The organism is Bradyrhizobium sp. 170 (assembly GCF_023101085.1).
Lineage (GTDB): Bacteria > Pseudomonadota > Alphaproteobacteria > Rhizobiales > Xanthobacteraceae > Bradyrhizobium.
Genome location: NZ_CP064703.1, coordinates 5396000 through 5415635 on the forward strand (window position 1 = coordinate 5396000; position 19636 = coordinate 5415635).

The following is a 19636-nucleotide window of genomic DNA, read 5'->3' on the forward strand; positions in this document are numbered from 1 at the left end:
TCCCTGTTGGTGATGCGTGCCGTGGCCTTCTTGGCGAGGCCTTCATAGCCACCATGGAACAACCGGTTCCCGATTTCCATCCCGAACTATACGGGGTAAACGAAAAAGCCCGGCCTTCTCGCGAAGGCCGGGCTGCTTTCTACGACTTAAGACGTAATCAGCCGCGGGTGCGCGAGCGGATCATGAAGCTGTCATAGGTGTATTCGGCAACCTGCCACCACAGATACTGGTCGGAGCGGTAGGCCTGCATCGCATCGATCGACTTCTTGAAGTCGGCATTCTTGCCGGAGATTTCGGCCCACAGCTCGTTGGTCGACTTCAGGCAGGCTTCCAGCACTTCGTTGGTGAACGGACGCAGTTGCGTGCCGCCCGCCACCAGGCGCTTCAGCGCGGACGGGTTCTGCATGTCGTAACGTGCATTCATCCAGCTATTGGCGTTGGCCGTCGCGTTGGTCAGGATCGCCTGATAGTTCTTCGGCAGCGAATTCCACTTTTCAAGATTGCAGAAGGCGTGGACCATCGGGCCGCCTTCCCAGAAGCCCGGGTAGTAGTAGTATTTTGCGACCTTCTGGAAGCCGAGCTTTTCGTCGTCATACGGACCGACCCACTCGGCCGCATCGATGGTGCCCTTTTCGAGCGCCGGGTAGATGTCACCGCCCGCGAGCTGCTGCGGCACCACGCCGACCTTCTGAAAGACCTGTCCGGCGATGCCGCCAATGCGCATCTTGAGGCCCGAGAGATCGGCGACCGTCTTGATCTCCTTGCGGAACCAGCCGCCCATCTGCGCCCCGGTATTGCCGCAGGCGAAGCCGATCACGCCGAACTTCTTGAAGAACTCGTTGCCGAGTGCCTCACCGCCGCCCTGATACCACCAGGAGTTCGCCTGGCGCGCGTTGAGGCCGAACGGGACCGAGGCGTAGATCGCAAAGGTCGGGTCCTTGCCGACGTAATAGTACGAGACGGTATGGCACATCTCGACGGTGTTGTTGGACGTCGCGTCCAACGCCTGCAGGCCGGGGACGATCTCGCCAGCCGCGAACACCTGGATCTGAAACTTGTTGTCGGTCATTTCAGCGACGTATTTCGATACCTGTTCAGCACCGCCATAGATGGTGTCGAGCGACTTCGGAAAGCTCGACGTCAGGCGCCATTTGATCTCAGGCGACGATTGCGCGATCGCCGGCGAGGCAACGGCTGTCGCGGCAGCACCGGCCGCTGAAACCTTCAAAAAATCACGACGCTTCATTCAAGTCTCCTTACGACGGGTCGTTTCCCATATTCCTCGAGCTGTCCTCCGGCGGGGCGAATTCCACGTCATCCGGGGCGCTCTGGCGGGGCGGCTTTAACACGGAAGTTGGCTATCGAAAACGCGACAAAGGCATGACTGCACTGATTAAACCAAAGTCTTAGGGGGACGGATAAGGGCCTCAGGCCGCGGCGATAGCGCCCTGAAGCTGGTCGCGAACCCTGGTCCCGATAGCCCGGTAGATCGCGGCATGCGGACCGTCCGGATCGCTCGCCACCACCGGGTTACCGTCATCGGAGGTGGTCCTGATCGACATGTGCAGCGGGATCTCGCCCAGGAACGGGACACCCAGCCGCTCCGCTTCATGCCGCGCGCCGCCATGACCGAAAATATCCGAGCGCGTGCCGCATTCGGGGCACTGGAAGTAGCTCATGTTCTCGACGATGCCGAGCACCGGCACGTTGACCTTCTTGAACATCGCGAGCCCTCGCCGCGCGTCGATCAGCGAGAGATCCTGCGGGGTCGAGATGATCACCGCTCCCTTCAGCGGCACATTCTGCGCCAGCGTCAATTGCGCATCGCCCGTGCCGGGCGGCATGTCGACGACCAGAATATCGAGCGTGCCCCACGCCACGTCGCGCAGCATCTGGGTAATCGCCGACATCACCATCGGCCCGCGCCAGATCATCGCGGTGTCTTCCTCGACCAGAAAACCGATCGACATGATGGAAAGACCGAAACGCTGAATCGGAATCATCTTCCTGTTGTCGTCGAGTTGCGGCTTCTCGTTGATGCCGGTCAGCCGCGGCACCGACGGGCCGTAAATGTCGGCATCGAGCAGGCCGACGCGCAGGCCCAGGTCGCGCAGACCCAGCGCCAGGTTGAGCGCGGTGGTCGACTTGCCGACGCCGCCCTTGCCCGAGGCCACCGCGATGACGGCAGCAACGCCCGGGATCTCCGCCTGCTTCGACATCGGCGATGCCCCGCCTTGCGGCGGGCGGTGCGCGGCGACCGGCTGCACGCCGGGAGGATGTGAATGCGCATGGCGATGCGGCGCAGGCGCCGGTGGCGGCGAGCCGGGCTTGCGCTCGGCCGTCAGCGCGATCATCGCGGCGGTGACGCCGGGAATCGCGCGCACGGCGGCCTCGGCCTGCGCGCGCACGCTTTCCCAGGCGCGAGCCTCCGCGGCGTCGACATTGATGGAGAAGAACACCTTGCCGTCGGTGACCGAGATCGCCGACAGCACGTTGGCATTGGTCAAGGGCACGCCACGCGGCGACGCCACCCGGCCAAGGGAATCCAGAACCTGTTGCTGCGTAACGCTCACTCGCGCATCTCCTGAAGCCCTTTCGGTCCTGAGTAAGAACCGGGCTCTACTCTCTTGTATTGACGCGCTTTCTCGACGTGACCCGATCCGCCTCGGAGCATATCCCAGAAGCGGAGGTTCGTTCAGAAACCGCTACGTCAGTCCGATGCGACCCATAGAGCGGTTCAGCGCAAAAGGCTACCTCGCTCCGACGTCGTCCCGCCGCTCGGCCGGCGCCGCGACGCCCTGCTCCTTGGCAGCCTCGTAGTTCAACTCGATCATGACGCCGTTGGGGTCATTGACGAAGATCTGCCAGAGGTCGCCGCCCGGCACCTGCCGGGAGTCGTACGCCATGCCGTTCTGCTCCAGCCGCCGCTTCATGCCGTCGAAGCCGTAGCTGGCAAACGCGACATGGTGGACGACGCCGGAATCTGGCTTCTGCGGTTCCTCGGTCTTTGAGATATCGACGAGGTGCACCACCGCCTTGCCCTCGCTGTACATCCACGCCCCGGGGAAGGCGAAGTTGGGCCGGGCGCCCTTTTCCAGGCCCAGAACGTCTTCATAGAACCGGACCGTGTCGGCAAGATTGCGGGTCCGGATGTTGAAATGGTCGAGCACGCCCACGCTGACGCCCATGCGATGTCACTCCCTTTTTTGTGAGGTTCTTGAGGGTCCTATCCTAGCACAAATCCTGGCTTACCCGCCAAACGAAGGCGTTGCCCTCCCCTGCGCAGGGGGTATGGTGCGGCTCCCTCCAAAACAACGTCCGGCCCGTCCAAGGTCGCCGGCGAACTCTAAGGTATTGCATATGGCTAAAGTCGCTTTTCTCGGTCTCGGCGTCATGGGTTTCCCCATGGCAGGACATCTGGTGAAAAAAGGCGGCCACGAGGTGACCGTGTACAACCGGACCGGGGCCAAGGCGAAGGAATGGGCGGACAAGTTCGGCGGCCGCGCCGCGCCGACGCCGAAGGCCGCGGCCGAAGGCCAGGATTTCGTGATGTGCTGCGTCGGCAACGACAATGATCTGCGCGCGGTCACGCTCGGCACTGAGGGCGCCTTCGCCGGCATGAAAAAGGGCGCCGTATTCGTCGATCACACCACCGCCTCCGCCGAGGTGGCTCGCGAGCTCGACGCCGCCGCCACCAAGACAGGCTTCAAGTTCATCGACGCGCCGGTGTCCGGCGGTCAGGCGGGTGCGGAAAACGGCGTGCTGACGGTGATGTGCGGCGGCAAGGAAGATGCCTATGCTGCGGCCGAGCCGATCATCGCCGGCTCCTACGCGCGGATGTGCAAACTGCTCGGGCCCGCCGGCGCCGGCCAGCTCACCAAGATGGTCAACCAGATCTGCATCGCGGGCCTGGTCCAGGGCCTGTCCGAGGGCCTTCATTTCGCAAAGAAGTCGGGGCTGGACGTTACGGCCGTGATCGAGACCATCTCGAAGGGCGCGGCGCAGTCCTGGCAGATGGAGAACCGCTACAAGGCCATGAACGAGGGCAAGTTCGATTTCGGTTTTGCGGTCGAATGGATGCGCAAGGACCTCTCGATCTGCATCGCCGAGGCCCGCCGCAACGGCGCCAACCTGCCGGTGACCGCTTTGGTCGATCAGTTCTACGCCGAGGTCGAGAAGATGGGCGGCAAGCGCTGGGATACGTCGAGCCTGATGGCCCGGCTGGAGCGGTGAGTTAAAAAAGCCGGTTAAGATCGGCGAACGGACCCCGCTTCTTGTCCCGTCAGAAGCGGGGTTCCGTTTGGGGAACAGGTTAATTTTAACTTCCCGCTAACGAATATTTTTAGCTCTTTAAGTCATCGCTTAATGATTTAGGGCCACAGATAGACAATGCAAAAGCCCGCGCGGTTCGTGGGCAGGATTTGTGTTGTTCGATGAGTAACCCCGCAGAAAAGCCTGAGGTTGTCCAGCTTCCGGCAGAAGCGCCGGTCACAGCGCCGGTCAACACCCGGCGCGTGGCGGCGCAGCGGGTGCGCGAGGCGCGGGACCGGTTAACGTCATCAAGCGGCACCCGCCCGGCGTTCGATACCGAATTGCTCCGGCAATACGCCCAGACCCGGGTCTCGGCCTCCTTTGTCGTCATGCTGCTGGTGGTTGCGACCGGCGTGCTGTTCGGGCTCTGGAAGGCCGTCGTGCCGGCCGCGGTCTGGACCGTCGGCATGCTCTGCATCCATGCCGCCATCATTCGCAATTGCTGGCGCTTCCTCGGCGAGCAGCCCTCGCTCGCCGCCACGCGCAGGTGGCAAACCCGGTTCGTGCTGCTCGACCTGCTCTACGGCCTGAGCTGGACGGCGATCCTGCTGCATCCGGCCGGCCTCGACGTCGTCTCGAACACGATGATGATGTTCCTGATGCTGCTGGTGATCGCGGTGTCGAGCATGCTGGCGGCGACGCTCCCCATTGCCGCGATGGCGGCGACCGCGCCGGTGACGGCGGCGATCGCGCTCAATTTCATCATGGGCGGAACCTTCGACAATTACGCGCTCGCGCTGCTTGCGGTCGCCGCCGAAGCCTATTTCGCCCTGCTCGCCCATCAGCTCCATTCGACGACGCTGGCGACGCTCGAAGCGCGCGCCGAAAAGGACGCACTGATCGGCGAGCTCGAACAGGCCAAGGCGATCTCGGACGAAGCGCGGCACCGCGCCGAATCAGCCAACGTCGCCAAGTCGCGCTTTCTGGCGCAGATGAGCCATGAGCTGCGAACGCCGCTGAACGCGATCCTCGGCTTCTCCGAGGTGATGAAGAGCGAAATTTTCGGCGCGCATGCGGTGGCGGTGTACAAGGAATATTCCGCCGACATCCATAATTCGGGCGTTCACCTGCTCAACCTCATCAACGAGATTCTCGATCTGTCGCGGATCGAGGCCGGCCGCTATGAGCTGAACGAGGAAGCGGTGTCGCTGGTTCACGTCGTTGCCGACTGCCACCATCTGTTGAAGCTGCGCGCGACCAGCCGCGGCATCACCATCCACGAGGTGTTCGAGCACGGCATGCCCAGGATCTGGGGCGACGAGCGCGCTACGCGCCAGATCGTGCTCAACCTGTTGTCCAACTCGATCAAGTTCACCCCGCAGGGCGGCGATATCTGGCTCAAGGTCGGCTGGACCGCTTCCGGCGGGCAATATCTCAGCGTCAAGGACACCGGCTCCGGCATTGCCGAGGATGAAATCCCGATAGTGCTGGCTTCCTTCGGCCAGGGCTCCAACTCGATCAAGTCGGCCGAACAGGGCGCGGGGCTGGGCCTTCCGATCGCAAAGAGCCTGATCGACATGCATGGCGGCACCTTCACGCTGAAATCGAAATTGCGCATCGGCACCGAAGTCATCGTCACCTTCCCGCCGGAGCGCGTGATGAGCGCGCTGGCGCCGATGGCCGAGGAGGCCCCGCCCCTGCAACCGGACCCCACCGTCACAGCGACCGCCGACGACAAGCGGCGGGCGCGTCACAAACCGATCATGAGTGCAGGAACAGGGTTGTAGCTGGAGCGCTTGCGCAACGGACGCAACCATTTCACTATCGCTAAATGAGCAAAGAAACGCCGTGTATCGCAGTCTGTATGATGGACCCCAAGACCAAACTCTGCTTCGGCTGCGGACGAACGTTGCCGGAGATCGCACGCTGGCACCGCATGGAGACCGCGGAGCGATTGGCCGTCATGGACGGGCTCGCGGCGCGCATGGCGGAGGCCGGCCTCGTACAGATGCCGCCGCGCACCGAGCACGGCTGATCCCCGGACGAATCTTGGGACGAACCGGCGGAGGCGCGCTGTGATCCGCATCATGCTCGTTCTGGCGATGCTCGCCGCCACCGCCGGCGCCGTCGTCGCCTATGGCGATCCGGACCAGATCGCGCGCGCCAGCAGCTCGGTCACGAAAATGCTGCGGCAACGCAGCCTGGAGCCGGCGCCCGCCGTGCAGATCGCCCGCGGCAAGGCCGGCGAATTCGCGCTGCATGCCAAGATCAACGGCGTCAAGGCGCCGATGGTGATCGACACCGGCGCGACGTCGGTGGTGCTGACCTGGGAGACGGCGAAGGCGATCGGCCTGCCGATCGAGATGCTCGAATACAATGTCGACGTCGAAACCGCGGGCGGGCACACCAAGGCGGCACGGCTGACGCTCGATCGTCTCGCGGTAGGCGGGCTCGTCGAGAAATCGGTGCCGGCGCTGGTGGTGCCGCGCGGGCAGATGAAGACCAACCTGCTCGGCATGAGCTTTCTGGATCGCCTGGAGAGCTGGGGCGTGCAGGCCGACAAGGTGATGCTGCACGGCTATCCCGACGTCGCAGGCCGGAGCAAGCGCCGCGCGGCGGCGAACTAAGGCGTGGACTCATGAATTGATCATGTCCGCTTAGCCTCCAAGGAGCGGCGCAAGACATGCCGATATCGACGCGATGGGCCAATCACCGCACGCGGTACGTCGACCCAGTTTGTCCCGTGTATTCAAACAAACAAGTCGGCCACGATCACGAAAATCCCCACCTGTGCGGCGAGCCAACAGATTGGCCGTAGCCCCACAGGGCCGAAGGCGTAGGCGGGAACATAAAGCAGCCGGGCGATGACGAACAACCAGGCGCCAATTGTCGACAGTGATCCAGCGGCATGAGCTGCATGCACCAGGAACAGTGCGGCGACGAACTGCGGAAATATCTCAAGCAGATTACGGTGCGCCCGAACAAAGCGCCCGCTTAGACCTGTAACCTCGCGCGATTCGTCACGAGGCCCTGCGACCCAAGCACCGCCAAGCTGCCGGAGTGTCAGCACACTGGATAGGGTAAGCTGAACGACGGCCAACAGCATGGCCGCAACTAATGCCCACAGATCGGCTGTCATGATTGCCTCGGCTGGGATGATGCCTACGATCTAAGCCACTTCCCTGCTCAAGGGGAGTGGCCACCGGGCCGGTCCCTCCCCATTTTGGATGCGAGGGACGAGTACCTCCTCGTGGGCCATCGGAGATGGGCAATGACCATAAGAACCTTTTGCACGCTTGCCGCCGCCATCTTTGCGCTGATCGCACTTCTGCAGTTGATCCGGATTGTGATGGGGTGGTCGGTCACCTTGAATGGCGTGGATGTGCCGTTCTGGGCGAGCTGGATTGCCGTCGCCGTGGCGGGCGCGTTGAGCGTCGTCGGCTTCCGCGCCGCAGTGCGCAGCTAAAGGCCTGGCGGAGCTCGCCCCGGGGCGATCTGCCGCCGGGCAGCGGAACCACTTCCCTGCGCGCGGGCATCGAGCCGTCGTGCTCTACCGCGACAGCGGTTTGGTGCAATCGCGAAAATGACAGCGGCCCACGCATTCCATCGGACCGGACGGACAAGGCCTTGCGATCCAACAGCACGCAACTTTTGCAAGCCTGACAATCGCTGGCGAGCCAACGTTTTTCAAAGCAATTGTTGCATCTAAAAATTTTCCATTGACTATCATTTGTAAACGCAACTATTGTTCCTGAAATTGAAGCCGCCAAAAGAGCGCGCCATTCAGGGGGAAAACCATGTTGCTGAATTCAGCATCCGGTGACGTGCGCGAAGCATTCAGCCTCTTCAGGAAATTACATTCCATCGCGGTGAAGCCGGTCGGGGTAGCAGGCCTGCTGCTCGCGTGGTGCACAGGACAGGCCATGGGTGGCAGCCCGGATGGACTCGGCGCGGCCAAGGTGACATCAGCGCAATTCCAGCTCGCTTCCGTCCCCGGCACCAAGGCGTTTGCCGCGTCTCCGGAAGACCTTTCGAAGAAGGGATATGTCGAGGAGGAGTACTACGTCACGGGAACAGCCCGGCGATACACATTTCCCGATCCGATGAACAACGCGGCCGCGGCCGACGGCAGCTACGAGTACAAGACGCGCATGATCATCCGGCGACCGGCGGATCCGGCCAAATTCAATGGGACCGTCATCGCGGAATGGTACAACGTCACGCTGGGTCAGGACATCGACTTCAACTGGGCCACATCGCGCGAATACTTTATCCGCAATGGATATGCCGTCGTCAGCATTTCGGCGCAGCGCGCGGGCGTCGAGCGGCTGAAGATTTGGAGCCCGGCCCGATACGGCGACCTCAACGTTTCGGCCCCGAACACCACCCCGCCCGATCCGCTCAACACCGGCGACGTGCTGTGCTGGGATATTTTTTCGCAAGCGATCGCGGCCATCCGAGAGCCCGGATCGGTCGATGTGCTGCCGGGCATGAAGGCCAGGCGTGTCATCGCAACCGGGGAGTCGCAGGCCGGCCGGCGGCTGACCCAGTACTACAACTCGATCGACCCGCTGCACCGCGTCGTCGACGGCATGGTGTTCTACGACCCGGGCTACACCGACATCGGCGGCGAAAGCACCTGGCACCTGCTGCGCGCGGACAACCCCACGAAGCTCATATCTGTCGGCGCCGAAGTCTGGAGCGATGGACGCAAGGCGGTCGCCGATAGTCCGACCACGCGCCGCTGGGAAGTGGCGGGAACGTCGCACTTGAGTTTCTGGGACATGCAGTATGTCGACGCCATAACGACCCGGGATATGGGATTGAAAGCGCGCGACGGCACGCCGGTCGCCACCATCCAGGATCTGATCAAGGGCTGCACCTACGCGCCGCTGTGGAGCGCGGTCCCCATGCACAAGGTGCTGAACGCGGCCTTCGACCATGTCAACGCCTGGGCCGGCGGCGGGCTCGCGGCGCCAACGAGCAGGCCTCTCGAGCGCGACGCCGGCGGCATGCTTCTGCGACACGACGAAAACGGGCGCACCTTTGGCGGCATCCAGCTCGCCGAGTACGCTTTTCCAACCGCATTCAATCTGGGCTACCTCAACAAAGGCCCCGGCTTCTGCCGCAACGGCGGCCACCACCGCTTCTATGGCGATGACGAGCTGAAAGCGCGTTACCCGAACGCAAACGCCTATGTTCGCGGCGTCGTCGAGACCACGATGAAGAATCTTGCCGCCGGTTACATCCTCGGCCTCGACGCCGCGGAAACCATCGAAGCCGCCTACAAACAATTTCAGCCGTAATGGGGAAGGCCAGATGAACAAGACCGCGGATTGGACGCTCCTCGTCGGACGTCTTGCCCTGATTGCACTCTACACCACGAGCGCGATCGGAAAATTCGGAGCTCTCGACCAGACGGCGGCGATGATCGGCGGCAAGGGACTTCCGTTTCCGGCGGCACTGGCATTGGTCGCGGCCGCGGCTGAATTGATCGGCGCGCTGTGCATCGCCGTCGGTTACTACACTAGGGCCGCGGCCATCGGCCTGGTCCTGTACACGATCATCGTCACGATCGCGTTCCACGGCTTCTGGGGACTGGAAGGCGCCGCGCGCTTCGGCCAGTACATCCATTTCATGAAGAACGTCGGACTGGCGGGAGCGTTCATCATCATTGCAGGCGTCGGGGCCGGCGCGTATTCGCTCGACGCACTTCTCGGCAAGCGGCGACAAGCGGATTCGTCGAACACCAGTCTTGCCTAGAAGGACGGAAAGCGGCGGACGCATCCCGCGTCCGACTGCATCTCCGCGAGCATCCGCGGAGAATTCAGCCTTTTGACTTTGCCGCCTTGCGCGCCTTGTTCGCTTCCTCGATCTCGGGTTCGAGCGACTTCAGGCTCTCGTAGATCTCTGCCAGAATTGTCTTCAGGTCTGAAATGTTCTTCGACGGGAAATCGCGCACCGCAACCTCCTCGAAGTGGATGGCGATCGGGATCAACTCTTCGACCAGTGTCCGCCCCTTCGGCGTGAGGTTGATCGCAACGGTGCGGCCGTTGTCCTTCAGCCGCGCGCGCGTGACGAGGCCGCGCCGCTTCATCTCACCCACCAACCGCGACAACGTCGATATCTCGATCGTCGTCATCGCAGCGAGATCGCCGAGCCGCTGATCGCCACTTTCCCAAAGCGCGGCCATCACGCGATACATCGGCAGGGTCACGCCGTAGCCGGCAATGCGCCTGGAAAACAGCTCACCCATCTGCACGCCGACGCGGTTGAGCAGGTAGGGAAAGGAATTTGTCAGCCTGTACAAGCTCTTGCGTCCTGCCTTGGTGCAACTTTTGTAATCCTCCAATAACCGGACACCGATCGCTTTTCAAGGCAATTGTTGCATTTGAAAATTTCTATTGACGAATATTTGCAAATGCAATTATTGTCCGAGAAAGTTAAGCCGCCGGACAAGAGCGGGATTTCAGTGGAGGAAACCATGTCGCTGGATTCGGCATCCGACGAATTGCGGGAAACATTCAAGCGCGCGTTGCGGCGATTTCCCGCGGCGGTGTCGGTCATCACCTCGTCCGACCAGGATCGCCGGCACGGGATGACGGCGACCGCCGTGACGTCGCTGTCGCTCGATCCCCCTTCCCTGATCGTTTGCATCAACCAGGCAACGCTGCTGCATGACATCATGCTGCTGGCGCGCCGGTTTTGCGTCAACGTGCTGCGCCGCGATCAGGTTCCGCTTTCATCCGCCTTCAGCGGCGCGCTCCCGGCCGAGGAACGGTTCGGGCTCGGCGACTGGAAGACTTCGGCCGAGGGCGTCACCTACCTCGCTGACGCGCAGATCAACATCTTCTGCAAGAAGGCGGCCGCCGTGCCCTACGGCACGCACACGATCTTCATCGGCGAAGCCGAGGTCGTGAACGTGCGCGATCCGATCGAGCCGCTGATCTACCAGGATGCGACCTACTGCTTCTCGGTGCCGCACGACAGCCAGGCTGCATGAACTGCACCCGGGGCGGCGTGAACCGCGACCGCCACCTGATCGCCTTTCAACCAATCGAAGACACGGAGCAAACCAATGGTATCAGTCGCCCAGTTGAAGGACGTGCCGGCGTCACCGTCGCTTCGTCCTGATATTGCCGAGCTGCGCAGTCGCGTGGCGCAGATCGCGCCGCAGATCAAGGCGCGCGCCCACACCACGGAAAAGGCCGGCCGCGTTCCCGAAGAGAACATCACAGCCCTGCGCAACATCGGCTATTTCGACATCGTCAAGCCGGCGACGTTCGGCGGCTACGAGCACGATTTCGACGTGCTGGTCGAACTGAACATCGAGCTTGCGAAAAGCTGCGCCTCGACGGCATGGGTCGGCGGCCTGCTCGCGGCCCATCAATGGCTGATCGCGGGCTTTCCGGAAGCCGCGCAGCGCGACGTCTGGGACAGCAATTCCGACGCGGTGGCCTGCGGCTCCTACGCGCCGGCGGCCAAGGCGATCGAGGTCGACGGCGGCTATCGCCTCACCGGACGCTGGTCGTTTGCCAGCGGCTGCGACAACGCGCAATGGTCGCTGTGCGCGGCGCTGCTGCCGTCGAAGACCGAGAGCGGCCAGTTTGCGCCGGCCTTCCTGCTGGTCCCCGCTTCCGACTACGTCATCGACGACACCTGGAATGTCGTCGGCCTCAGCGGCACCGGTAGCAAGACGCTCGTGCTGAATGACGTGTTCGTGCCGGCGCACCGCCTGCTGTCATTCGCCGATACCACATCGGGAAAGACGCCGGGCGCTGCACTCTATGCCGCCAACCCCACCTTCGCGATCCCGATGCTGTCGAACATCCCCTCCTGCCTGGCATCGGCCGCGGTCGGCGCGGCGGCCGGCGCGTTGGAAGACTATCTGGCCGTCACCTCCAGGCGGATCACCCGCGGCGCGGTGGCCGGCCACAACAATCGCATGGCGGATTTCCCGACCATCCAGTTGCGCGTTGCAGAAGCGACCGCCTCAGCCGATGCGGCCCGCGAAGTGCTGCTGCGCGACTTAAGGGATCGTGCGGCGACGATCCGCGACGGCAAGCCGATCTCGATCGAGGATCGCATCGTCAGCCGCCGCGGCCAGGCGTTTTCGGTCGCACTGGCTATTCGCGCCACCGAAGCGTTGAACGCATCGACCGGCGGCCTCGGCCTCGATCTTTCCAATCCGGTGCAGCGCGCCTGGCGCGACGCCAATGCGGTCGGCCGCCATATCAGCATGAACTGGGATGCCGTCGGAACCATGTACGGGCAGCTTGCGCTCGGGCTGACGCCGCAAGGGCAATATTAAGGGCCAATACCAATCAACATTAGATATCAGCGAGGACATCATGCAGGGCAAGATCGCACTAGAGGAACATTTCGCCATTCCGGACACGCTGATGGATTCGGCGGGCTTCGTCCCGGACTCGTATTGGCCGGAGCTGAAGGATCGCCTCCTGGATATTCAGGACAAGCGGCTGGCCGAGATGGACCGGCACGGCGTCGAGATGATGATCCTGTCGTTGAACGCACCCGCGGTGCAGGCCATTCCCGATGTCGCGCGCGCCAACGAGATCGCGATACGCGCCAACGATTTCCTTGCCGAACAGGTCGCAAAGCGGCCGTCGCGGTTTCAGGCCTTCGCCGCACTGCCGATGCAGGATCCGGATCTCGCGATCAAGGAACTCGAGCGCTGCATCCAGACGCTCGGCTTCCGCGGCGCACTGGTCAACGGCTTCTCGCAGATCGGCGACGGCAAACGGCCGGTCTATTACGACCTGCCGCAGTACTGGCCGTTCTGGGCGGCGGTCGAGAAGACCGGCCTGCCCTTCTACCTGCATCCGCGCAATCCGTTGCCGGAGGACTGCGCGATTTACGAAGGGCATCCGTGGCTGATGGGCCCGACCTGGGCGTTCGGACAGGAGACCGCCGTTCATGCGCTGCGCCTGATGGGATCGGGACTGTTCGATGCTTATCCGAAGCTCAAGATCATCCTCGGTCACATGGGCGAAGGTCTGCCCTACAGCATGTGGCGCGTGGATCATCGCAACGGCTGGGTCAAGGCGCCGCCGAAGCACAAGGCGAAGAAGAAGATCTGCGAGTACTTCAACGCCAACTTCTTCCTGACCACGTCAGGCAATTTCAGGACGCAAACGCTGATCGATTCCATCCTTGAGATCGGAGCGGACCGTCTTCTGTTCTCGGTCGACTGGCCGTTCGAAAACGTCGATCACGCCTCCGACTGGTTCAACAGCGCCAGCATCAGCGAGAACGACCGCTTGAAGATCGGCCGGCGCAATGCGATCGACCTGTTCAAGCTCGATCTCGGCCAATCCGCTGTGGCCGAACCGAGCATCCATCAAGCCGCGGAATAAGCGGTCTCACACCACACGATCATCTTCTTGGGAGGGGAACGACCATGAGCACGCAGACAATCGATCTTCACGAAGAACTCGCCGAAGCAAAGGTGGGGAAGTTTCACTGGCGCCTCGGCGCCATGATGGGACTGCTCACGCTGTTTGACGGATATGACACGTTCAATCCGGCTTACGTCATCCATTACGTCGCAAAACCGTGGGGCCTTCAGGCCGGCCAGGCTGGACTACTAATCTCCAGCGGGCTAGTCGGATTTCTGCTCGGCGCTGCGATCCACGGCATCATCGCCGACCGTCTCGGCCGCCGCGGCACCCTGCTCGGCGGCCTGTGGATCACCAGCATCTTTACGCTGCTCACGGCGACGTCGGCGGATTCGTTTCTGTCGTTCTGCATCCTGCGGCTACTGACCGGCATCGGTCTCGGCGTGCTGCTGCCTTTGGCGACGACGTACATTAACGAACTGGCGCCGCGACGCATTGCGAACACGTTCGCGCTGTGGGGCGTCGCGCTCGGCTGGGCGCTCGGCGGGACGCTCGCCGGTGTCGCGGGCGTGTTTGCGACGCCGGCCTTCGGCTGGACGTCGTTGTACTGGATCGGGTCGCTGTCATTCCTGCTGCTACCCTTCATGCACATGATGCTGCCGGAATCGCCCAAGTTTCTTGCCTTGCAGGGCCGTGTCGACGAAATCCGCGACATGCTCAGCAAGCTTCGGCCCGAGCGAGCCAGTGTCTACAAGTCCGCCGAATTTCCGGTTGGGCAGTCTGAAAAGCCGGTCAACTCGGTGGCGGTGCTGCTGCAGGCCAAATATCGCCGGACCACGTTTGCAATCTGGGCGTCGGCGTTCCTCAGCCTGTTCTGTATCTTCGGCCTGTCGGGCTGGATTCCGACCGTGATGATGCAGCGCGGAGAAACCTTTGCGGCAAGCTTCGGCTTCGGCGCGCTGATGCAGATCATGTCGTTCGTCGGCGCCCTCGTGCTCGGGCATCTCGTCGACAAGTCCGGCAGTAGCCGCGGGCTGATCGCGACCTGGTGGGCTATCGGCGGTGTCGCGGTGTTGTCGCTCGTGGTGCTGAACGACCACATCGTCAACATCACCTCCGTCGCCGCGGCCGGCTTCTTCATCATCGGCGCGCAGTTCGTGCTGAACAATTTCACCGCGGCATCCTACGAGACCGGCGTGCGCGCCACCGCGGTTGGAATGGAACTCGGGGTCGCGCGGGTCGGCGCCATTCTCGGACCGTTTGTCGCCGGTGCGCTTCAGCAATATTACCAGAGCCCTACGCCGATGTTCCTGTCGATCGGCGTATCGGCGATTGCGGCCGGCGCAATTATCCTGTTGGCACGGCGGCCGGCGGGCGTACCTTCGGGCAACCTTGAACAGGTTGCCGGCTTGCGCAAGGTTGCACAGCCCGCCTCTTGAGGTGAGGTGTCAACGCGGAAACGTCCGGTTCCGGATTACGGAGCCGGCCATTCCGTCCGCAGGGAGCGACCATGCAAGACTTCGTGTACCAGAGCGCGCCGATGCGCGTGGTGTTCGGCACCGGCACGCTGCGTCAACTGCCGGACGAATTGACCCGGCTCGGGGTGTCCCGCGCGCTGGTGCTGGCTACCCCGCGACAGAATGCGCTGGTGGCCGGCATCCGGGATATGATCGGCGAGCGTTTCGCCGGCGTCTTCACCGGGGCGGTCATGCACACGCCCGTCGAGGTGACCGAACGGGCGATGCAAACCGTGCACGACGTGCGGGCCGATTGCATCGTCTCGCTCGGCGGCGGTTCGACCACGGGCCTCGGCAAGGCGATCGCCTTGCGCACCGACCTGCCGCAAATAGTGCTGCCGACCAGCTACGCCGGCTCGGAGATGACGTCTGTCGTCGGCCAGACCAGCGGCGGGGTCAAGACCACGCAGTCGAGCCCGAAAATCCTGCCCGAGACCGTCATCTACGATGTCGACCTCACCATGACGATGCCGGCGGAACTTTCCGCGACATCAGGCATCAACGCCATCGCGCACGCGGTCGAGGCGCTCTACGCGCGGGATCGCAACCCCGTGATATCGCTGATGGCGCAGGAGGGCATTGGCACGCTCGCGAATGCGCTGCCAATAATTTGCGACCAGCCAAACGACAAGACCGCGCGCACCGATGCGCTCTATGGCGCCTGGCTCTGCGGCATCTGCCTCGGCGCCGTCGGCATGGCGCTGCATCACAAGCTCTGCCATACGCTGGGCGGGTCGTTCAGCCTGCCGCACGCGGAAACCCACACCGTCATTCTCCCGCACGCCCTCGCCTACAACGCGCCCGCCGCGCCTGAAGCGATGACGCGTATCGCCGCCGCGCTCGGCGTGCCCGACGCCGCGCTCGGCCTCCACGATCTGGCGCTAAAGCTTGCCGCGCCGGCATCGCTGCGCGAGATCGGCATGCCCGAGAGCGGCATCGACCAGGCCGCCGACCTCGCCGTGAAGAACCCGTACTGGAATCCGCGCCCGATCGAGCGAGAGGCGATCCGCGAACTGATCGCGCGGGCCTGGCGCGGAGACACTCCGCAAACCAGCCCCACGATCTGAAGAGAACATCAACATGCGCAGCTTTGACGAAGCCACGATCACCGACGCCGTCTTGCAGCGCGTCAGGGCTGCGAAGGACGATCGCGTCCGCCAGGTCAGCGAGGCGCTCGTGCGCCATCTGCATGCCTTCGTCAGGGAGATCGAGCCGACGCAGGCGGAATGGGAGGCCGGCATCGATTTCCTGACCCGCACCGGGCAGATGTGCGACGACAAGCGGCAGGAATTCATCCTGCTGTCCGATACGCTCGGCGTCTCCATGCTGGTCGATGCCATCAACCATCGGACACCGGAGGGCGCGACCGAGACGACCGTGCTCGGACCGTTTTACGTACAGCGCGCGCCCGAGCATCCGCTGGGCGCGGACATCTCCGGCACCATGGAGGGCGCGCCGCTCTTGGTCACCGGCACGGTATCGGCGGCTGGCGGCAAGCCGCTCGCCGGCGCCGTGGTGGACGTCTGGCATTCGGACAATGATGGCTATTACGACGTTCAGCAGCTCGATGAGATCGGCGATCTTGCGATGCGCGCGCGGTTTCGCACCGATGAGAACGGCCAGTTCTGGTTCTGGTCGATCAAACCGGCTGCCTATCCGATCCCCCATGACGGTCCAGTCGGCAAGATGCTCGAGGCGCAGGGCCGCCACCCGTGGCGCCCGGCGCACGTCCATTTCATGATTGCCGCGCCGGGATGCCAGACACTGGTGACGCATGTGTTCGCCGCCGGCGATCAATACCTGGATTCGGATGTCGTCTTCGGCGTCAAGGACAGCCTGATCCGGCAGTTCGCCGGCATGCCGGCCGGAACGGCCGCCGATAGCCGCGAGATGACGCAGTCTTATTATCACCTGAACTACGATTTCGGACTGAAAGCGAGTTCGGAAGCTCGCCGTTCCGGAGAGCGCGCCGCTTAAGCCGCGACCAGCGCCGCTGCGCGGTCCTCGACCAACTCGATCGCATCGCGCAGCACGTCGACGCCGGCGCCCGGCCTGACGCCCCTCTCCGCCAGATGGCGGCGGAAGGCACGCGCGCCGGGCACGCCGTGAAACGCGCCGACGAAATGCCGTGTCATCGAATGCAGCCGTGCGCCCTGCGCCAACTGGTCTTCGATGTAGGGAAACATCGCTTCGAAGACGTCCTTCATGGTGGCGTATGGCGCCGCCTCGCCGAACAATTCCGGATCGACGTCGAGCAAACGCCACGGCTCCTGATAGGCCGCCCGTCCCAGCATCACGCCGTCGACATGGTCGAGATGCCGTTTCGCCTCCGCAATGCTGCCGATGCCGCCATTGATGATGATGGGAACATCGGGCAGTGCAGCCTTCAGCCGGTAGACCCTGTCGTAATCGAGCGGTGGGATGTCGCGATTTTCCTTCGGTGACAAACCGTTGAGCCAGGCTTTTCGAGCATGCACGATCAGCGCGTCGGCACCGGCCGCGACCACACTGCGCGCCAGCACATCGAGCGCGACTTCCGGATCCTGATCGTCGATGCCGATCCGGCATTTGACGGTGACGGGAATGTTGACCGCGCGCTTCATGGCCGCAACGCCGTCGGCAACCAGCGCCGGCTCCGCCATCAGGCAGGCGCCGAAGCGGCCGTCCTTCACCCGGTCGGAGGGACAGCCGACATTGAGATTGATTTCATCGTAGCCGAAATCCTCGCCGATCTTCGCAGCGGTGGCGAGATCGCCGGGATCGGAACCGCCGAGCTGAAGGGCCACGGGATGCTCGCTCGGATCGAAGCCGAGCAGCCGCCTGCGGTCGCCATGAATAATGGCGCCGGTCGTCAGCATCTCCGTGTAAAGCCGGCTCCGCCGCGTCATCAGACGGTGGAAGACGCGGCAATGCCGGTCGGTCCAATCCATCATGGGGGCAACGGAAAATCGATAGCCTTGATATTTCAACAGTTTAGCTTACTTTCTCAATGGAGTGAACAGCGGACGTGTGCACTCCAAAATAGACGAAATTGCACACGTTGGTACCCATTTTGACCTCCCGGTGTACACATGCTCCGCAACGAAATCCGCGTTGCTCAAATGCGAACATCCGGCGGACCATGGATTGCTGGGACGTTCCGATCGGGAAATCCCGGCTCTTCGTTCTCCACGACCCGGCGCTCCTCCAATTCTATTCGGCTATCCTGGATTTTGAGGCCATTCAGTCAATTTAACGACGGCGGTCGGTAACAGCGCTCTCGCCAGGATCGCAACTGTTGAGTGAAGCGCCAACCCCGATCTGCAAGCGTCACGGCCTCACCTCACCGAGCGACCACGGCATGCTCTCGCCACCGCGAAACACCATCACCTCATCGCTATCCACCCGGACAGCCAACGGCGCGGCCGCCGCGCGGCGCTTGAGCTCGATCGTGCCGGTGTTGGCCGGGAGGCCGTAAAATCGAGCGCCATTCAACGATGCAAACGCCTCGAGCCGATCAAGGGCGATCTCTTCGTCGAAGACCTGCGCATAGGTCTGCAACGCGGTCGCGCCGACAAACACGCCGGCACAGCCGCAAGCAGCCTCCTTCGCCTTGGAAAGATGCGGTGCAGTATCGGTGCCGATGAAGAAACACGGATCGCCGGAGGTTGCTGCCCGACGTAACGCCAGACGATGATGTTCACGCTTGGCGACCGGCAGGCAATACAAATGCGGGCGCAGCCCTCCCTGAAAGAGCGAGGTACGGTTGATGACGAGATGATGCGGCGTGATCGTGCCCGCGATGCGCGACCCGTGCGCCCGGACGACGTCGACAGCTTCCTGGGGCGTGACGTGCTCGACGACGGCTTTCAATTCCTGATGATCCCGCAACAGCGGCAGCAGAGTCTGTTCCAGAAACAGCGCCTCGCGATCGAAGATATCGACCGCCGGATCGGTCGCTTCACCGTGGATGAGCAGAGGCATGCCGATCCGCTCCATGCGTTCGAGCACTGGCCTAATTCTGCTGATGCTCGTGACGCCGTGATGGGCATTTGTGGTGGCGCCGGCCGGATAGTATTTTGCGGCAACCCAAACACCTTCCGAATGCCCTTTCTGGATCTCGTCGGGCGATGTTGTGTCGGTCAGATAGCAGGTCATCAGCGGCTCGAAATCGTTGCCAACCGGCCGTGCCGCCAGGATGCGGGAGCGATAGGCTGCGGCCGCGGCCGCCGTGGTCACCGGCGGTACGAGATTGGGCATGATGATGCCGCGGGCAAACTGCGCGGCGGTGAAGGGTAGAATCGCCCGCAGCATCGCGCCATCGCGCAGATGAACGTGCCAATCGTCAGGCCGGCGAATCCTGATACTGTCCACCTTGCGTTTCTTGGACTCCGCAGAGGCGTCGAAAAGGGAATCAAGCGTCATAAGGCATCCTCCACTGCACCGAAACTCATGTTCGCGCGCTCGCCGCGACCGTCGATGTAAAGACATCAATCAAGGCCGCGGCGGCCCCGCGATTACCCAGGATTC

General features: G+C 63.0%; 20 protein-coding genes. 13 read left to right on the forward strand and 7 right to left on the reverse strand.

Features of this window, described 5'->3' with window-relative positions:
* Positions 1-157: 157 nt before the first annotated feature.
* The 3 genes from IVB05_RS25185 to IVB05_RS25195 form a co-directional block, all read right to left on the reverse strand.
* Positions 158-1246 (reverse strand): TRAP transporter substrate-binding protein, encoded by a 1089-nt coding sequence (locus IVB05_RS25185; RefSeq protein ID WP_247778614.1) that lies wholly within the window; start codon positions 1244-1246, stop codon positions 158-160.
* 181 nt (positions 1247-1427) lie between these two features.
* Entirely contained in the window at positions 1428-2573 is a 1146-nt protein-coding gene (locus tag IVB05_RS25190) for an Mrp/NBP35 family ATP-binding protein (protein WP_247778615.1), read from the reverse strand.
* Positions 2574-2750: 177 nt separating this feature from the next.
* Entirely contained in the window at positions 2751-3188 is a 438-nt protein-coding gene (locus tag IVB05_RS25195; RefSeq protein WP_247778616.1) for a VOC family protein, read from the reverse strand.
* A gap of 172 nt (positions 3189-3360) precedes the next feature.
* Between IVB05_RS25195 and IVB05_RS25200 the strand changes: the two genes are divergently transcribed.
* From IVB05_RS25200 to IVB05_RS25215, 4 genes are all read left to right on the forward strand, one after another.
* Positions 3361-4233: an NAD(P)-dependent oxidoreductase gene (locus IVB05_RS25200; RefSeq protein ID WP_247778617.1), complete on the forward strand. Its 873-nt coding sequence runs from the start codon at positions 3361-3363 to the stop codon at positions 4231-4233.
* A gap of 200 nt (positions 4234-4433) precedes the next feature.
* A complete protein-coding gene (locus tag IVB05_RS25205; protein ID WP_247778618.1) occupies positions 4434-6038 on the forward strand; it encodes a HAMP domain-containing sensor histidine kinase in 1605 nt (534 codons plus the stop codon).
* Positions 6039-6082: 44 nt separating this feature from the next.
* Positions 6083-6286, forward strand: a complete 204-nt coding sequence (locus IVB05_RS25210; protein WP_247778619.1) for a DUF1289 domain-containing protein — start codon at positions 6083-6085, stop codon at positions 6284-6286.
* A 40-nt stretch (positions 6287-6326) separates the two neighbouring features.
* Entirely contained in the window at positions 6327-6878 is a 552-nt protein-coding gene (locus tag IVB05_RS25215) for a TIGR02281 family clan AA aspartic protease (protein ID WP_247778621.1), read from the forward strand.
* Between the two features lie 122 nt (positions 6879-7000).
* Here IVB05_RS25215 and IVB05_RS25220 read toward each other — a convergent pair whose 3' ends face one another.
* Positions 7001-7390, reverse strand: coding sequence for an MAPEG family protein (locus IVB05_RS25220; protein WP_247778622.1), 390 nt, complete (start codon positions 7388-7390; stop codon positions 7001-7003).
* 132 nt (positions 7391-7522) lie between these two features.
* Between IVB05_RS25220 and IVB05_RS25225 the strand changes: the two genes are divergently transcribed.
* From IVB05_RS25225 to IVB05_RS25235, 3 genes are all read left to right on the forward strand, one after another.
* Positions 7523-7717 carry a hypothetical protein gene (locus tag IVB05_RS25225; RefSeq protein WP_247778623.1) on the forward strand — a complete coding sequence of 65 codons (195 nt, stop codon included), beginning with the start codon at positions 7523-7525 and terminating at the stop codon, positions 7715-7717.
* 331 nt (positions 7718-8048) lie between these two features.
* Positions 8049-9557, forward strand: a complete 1509-nt coding sequence (locus tag IVB05_RS25230) for an alpha/beta hydrolase domain-containing protein (protein WP_247778624.1) — start codon at positions 8049-8051, stop codon at positions 9555-9557.
* A 13-nt stretch (positions 9558-9570) separates the two neighbouring features.
* A complete protein-coding gene (locus IVB05_RS25235) occupies positions 9571-10014 on the forward strand; it encodes a DoxX family protein (protein WP_247778626.1) in 444 nt (147 codons plus the stop codon).
* A 64-nt stretch (positions 10015-10078) separates the two neighbouring features.
* Here the strand turns inward: IVB05_RS25235 and IVB05_RS25240 are convergent, their stop codons facing one another.
* Positions 10079-10561, reverse strand: a complete 483-nt coding sequence (locus IVB05_RS25240) for a MarR family winged helix-turn-helix transcriptional regulator (protein ID WP_247778627.1) — start codon at positions 10559-10561, stop codon at positions 10079-10081.
* A gap of 174 nt (positions 10562-10735) precedes the next feature.
* Between IVB05_RS25240 and IVB05_RS25245 the strand changes: the two genes are divergently transcribed.
* The 6 genes from IVB05_RS25245 to IVB05_RS25270 all read left to right on the forward strand — a co-directional run bounded on the left by IVB05_RS25245 (position 10736) and on the right by IVB05_RS25270 (position 17104).
* Entirely contained in the window at positions 10736-11254 is a 519-nt protein-coding gene (locus IVB05_RS25245) for a flavin reductase family protein (protein ID WP_247778628.1), read from the forward strand.
* Between the two features lie 75 nt (positions 11255-11329).
* Complete coding sequence (locus IVB05_RS25250; RefSeq protein ID WP_247778629.1) at positions 11330-12562, forward strand: acyl-CoA dehydrogenase family protein; 1233 nt, start codon at positions 11330-11332, stop codon at positions 12560-12562.
* A 40-nt stretch (positions 12563-12602) separates the two neighbouring features.
* Positions 12603-13628 carry an amidohydrolase family protein gene (locus IVB05_RS25255; RefSeq protein ID WP_247778630.1) on the forward strand — a complete coding sequence of 342 codons (1026 nt, stop codon included), beginning with the start codon at positions 12603-12605 and terminating at the stop codon, positions 13626-13628.
* A gap of 44 nt (positions 13629-13672) precedes the next feature.
* Positions 13673-15049 (forward strand): MFS transporter, encoded by a 1377-nt coding sequence (locus IVB05_RS25260; protein ID WP_247778631.1) that lies wholly within the window; start codon positions 13673-13675, stop codon positions 15047-15049.
* 71 nt (positions 15050-15120) lie between these two features.
* Positions 15121-16194: a maleylacetate reductase gene (locus IVB05_RS25265; RefSeq protein WP_247778632.1), complete on the forward strand. Its 1074-nt coding sequence runs from the start codon at positions 15121-15123 to the stop codon at positions 16192-16194.
* A gap of 13 nt (positions 16195-16207) precedes the next feature.
* Positions 16208-17104 carry an intradiol ring-cleavage dioxygenase gene (locus tag IVB05_RS25270; RefSeq protein ID WP_247778633.1) on the forward strand — a complete coding sequence of 299 codons (897 nt, stop codon included), beginning with the start codon at positions 16208-16210 and terminating at the stop codon, positions 17102-17104.
* On the opposite strand, the gene dusA is transcribed toward IVB05_RS25270, so the two are convergent.
* Positions 17101-18099: a tRNA dihydrouridine(20/20a) synthase DusA gene (gene dusA / locus IVB05_RS25275; RefSeq protein WP_256473450.1), complete on the reverse strand. Its 999-nt coding sequence runs from the start codon at positions 18097-18099 to the stop codon at positions 17101-17103. The genes IVB05_RS25270 and dusA overlap by 4 nt on opposite strands.
* A gap of 337 nt (positions 18100-18436) precedes the next feature.
* Positions 18437-19531 (reverse strand): dihydroorotase, encoded by a 1095-nt coding sequence (gene pyrC, locus IVB05_RS25280; RefSeq protein WP_247778636.1) that lies wholly within the window; start codon positions 19529-19531, stop codon positions 18437-18439.
* Positions 19532-19636 lie beyond the last annotated feature (105 nt).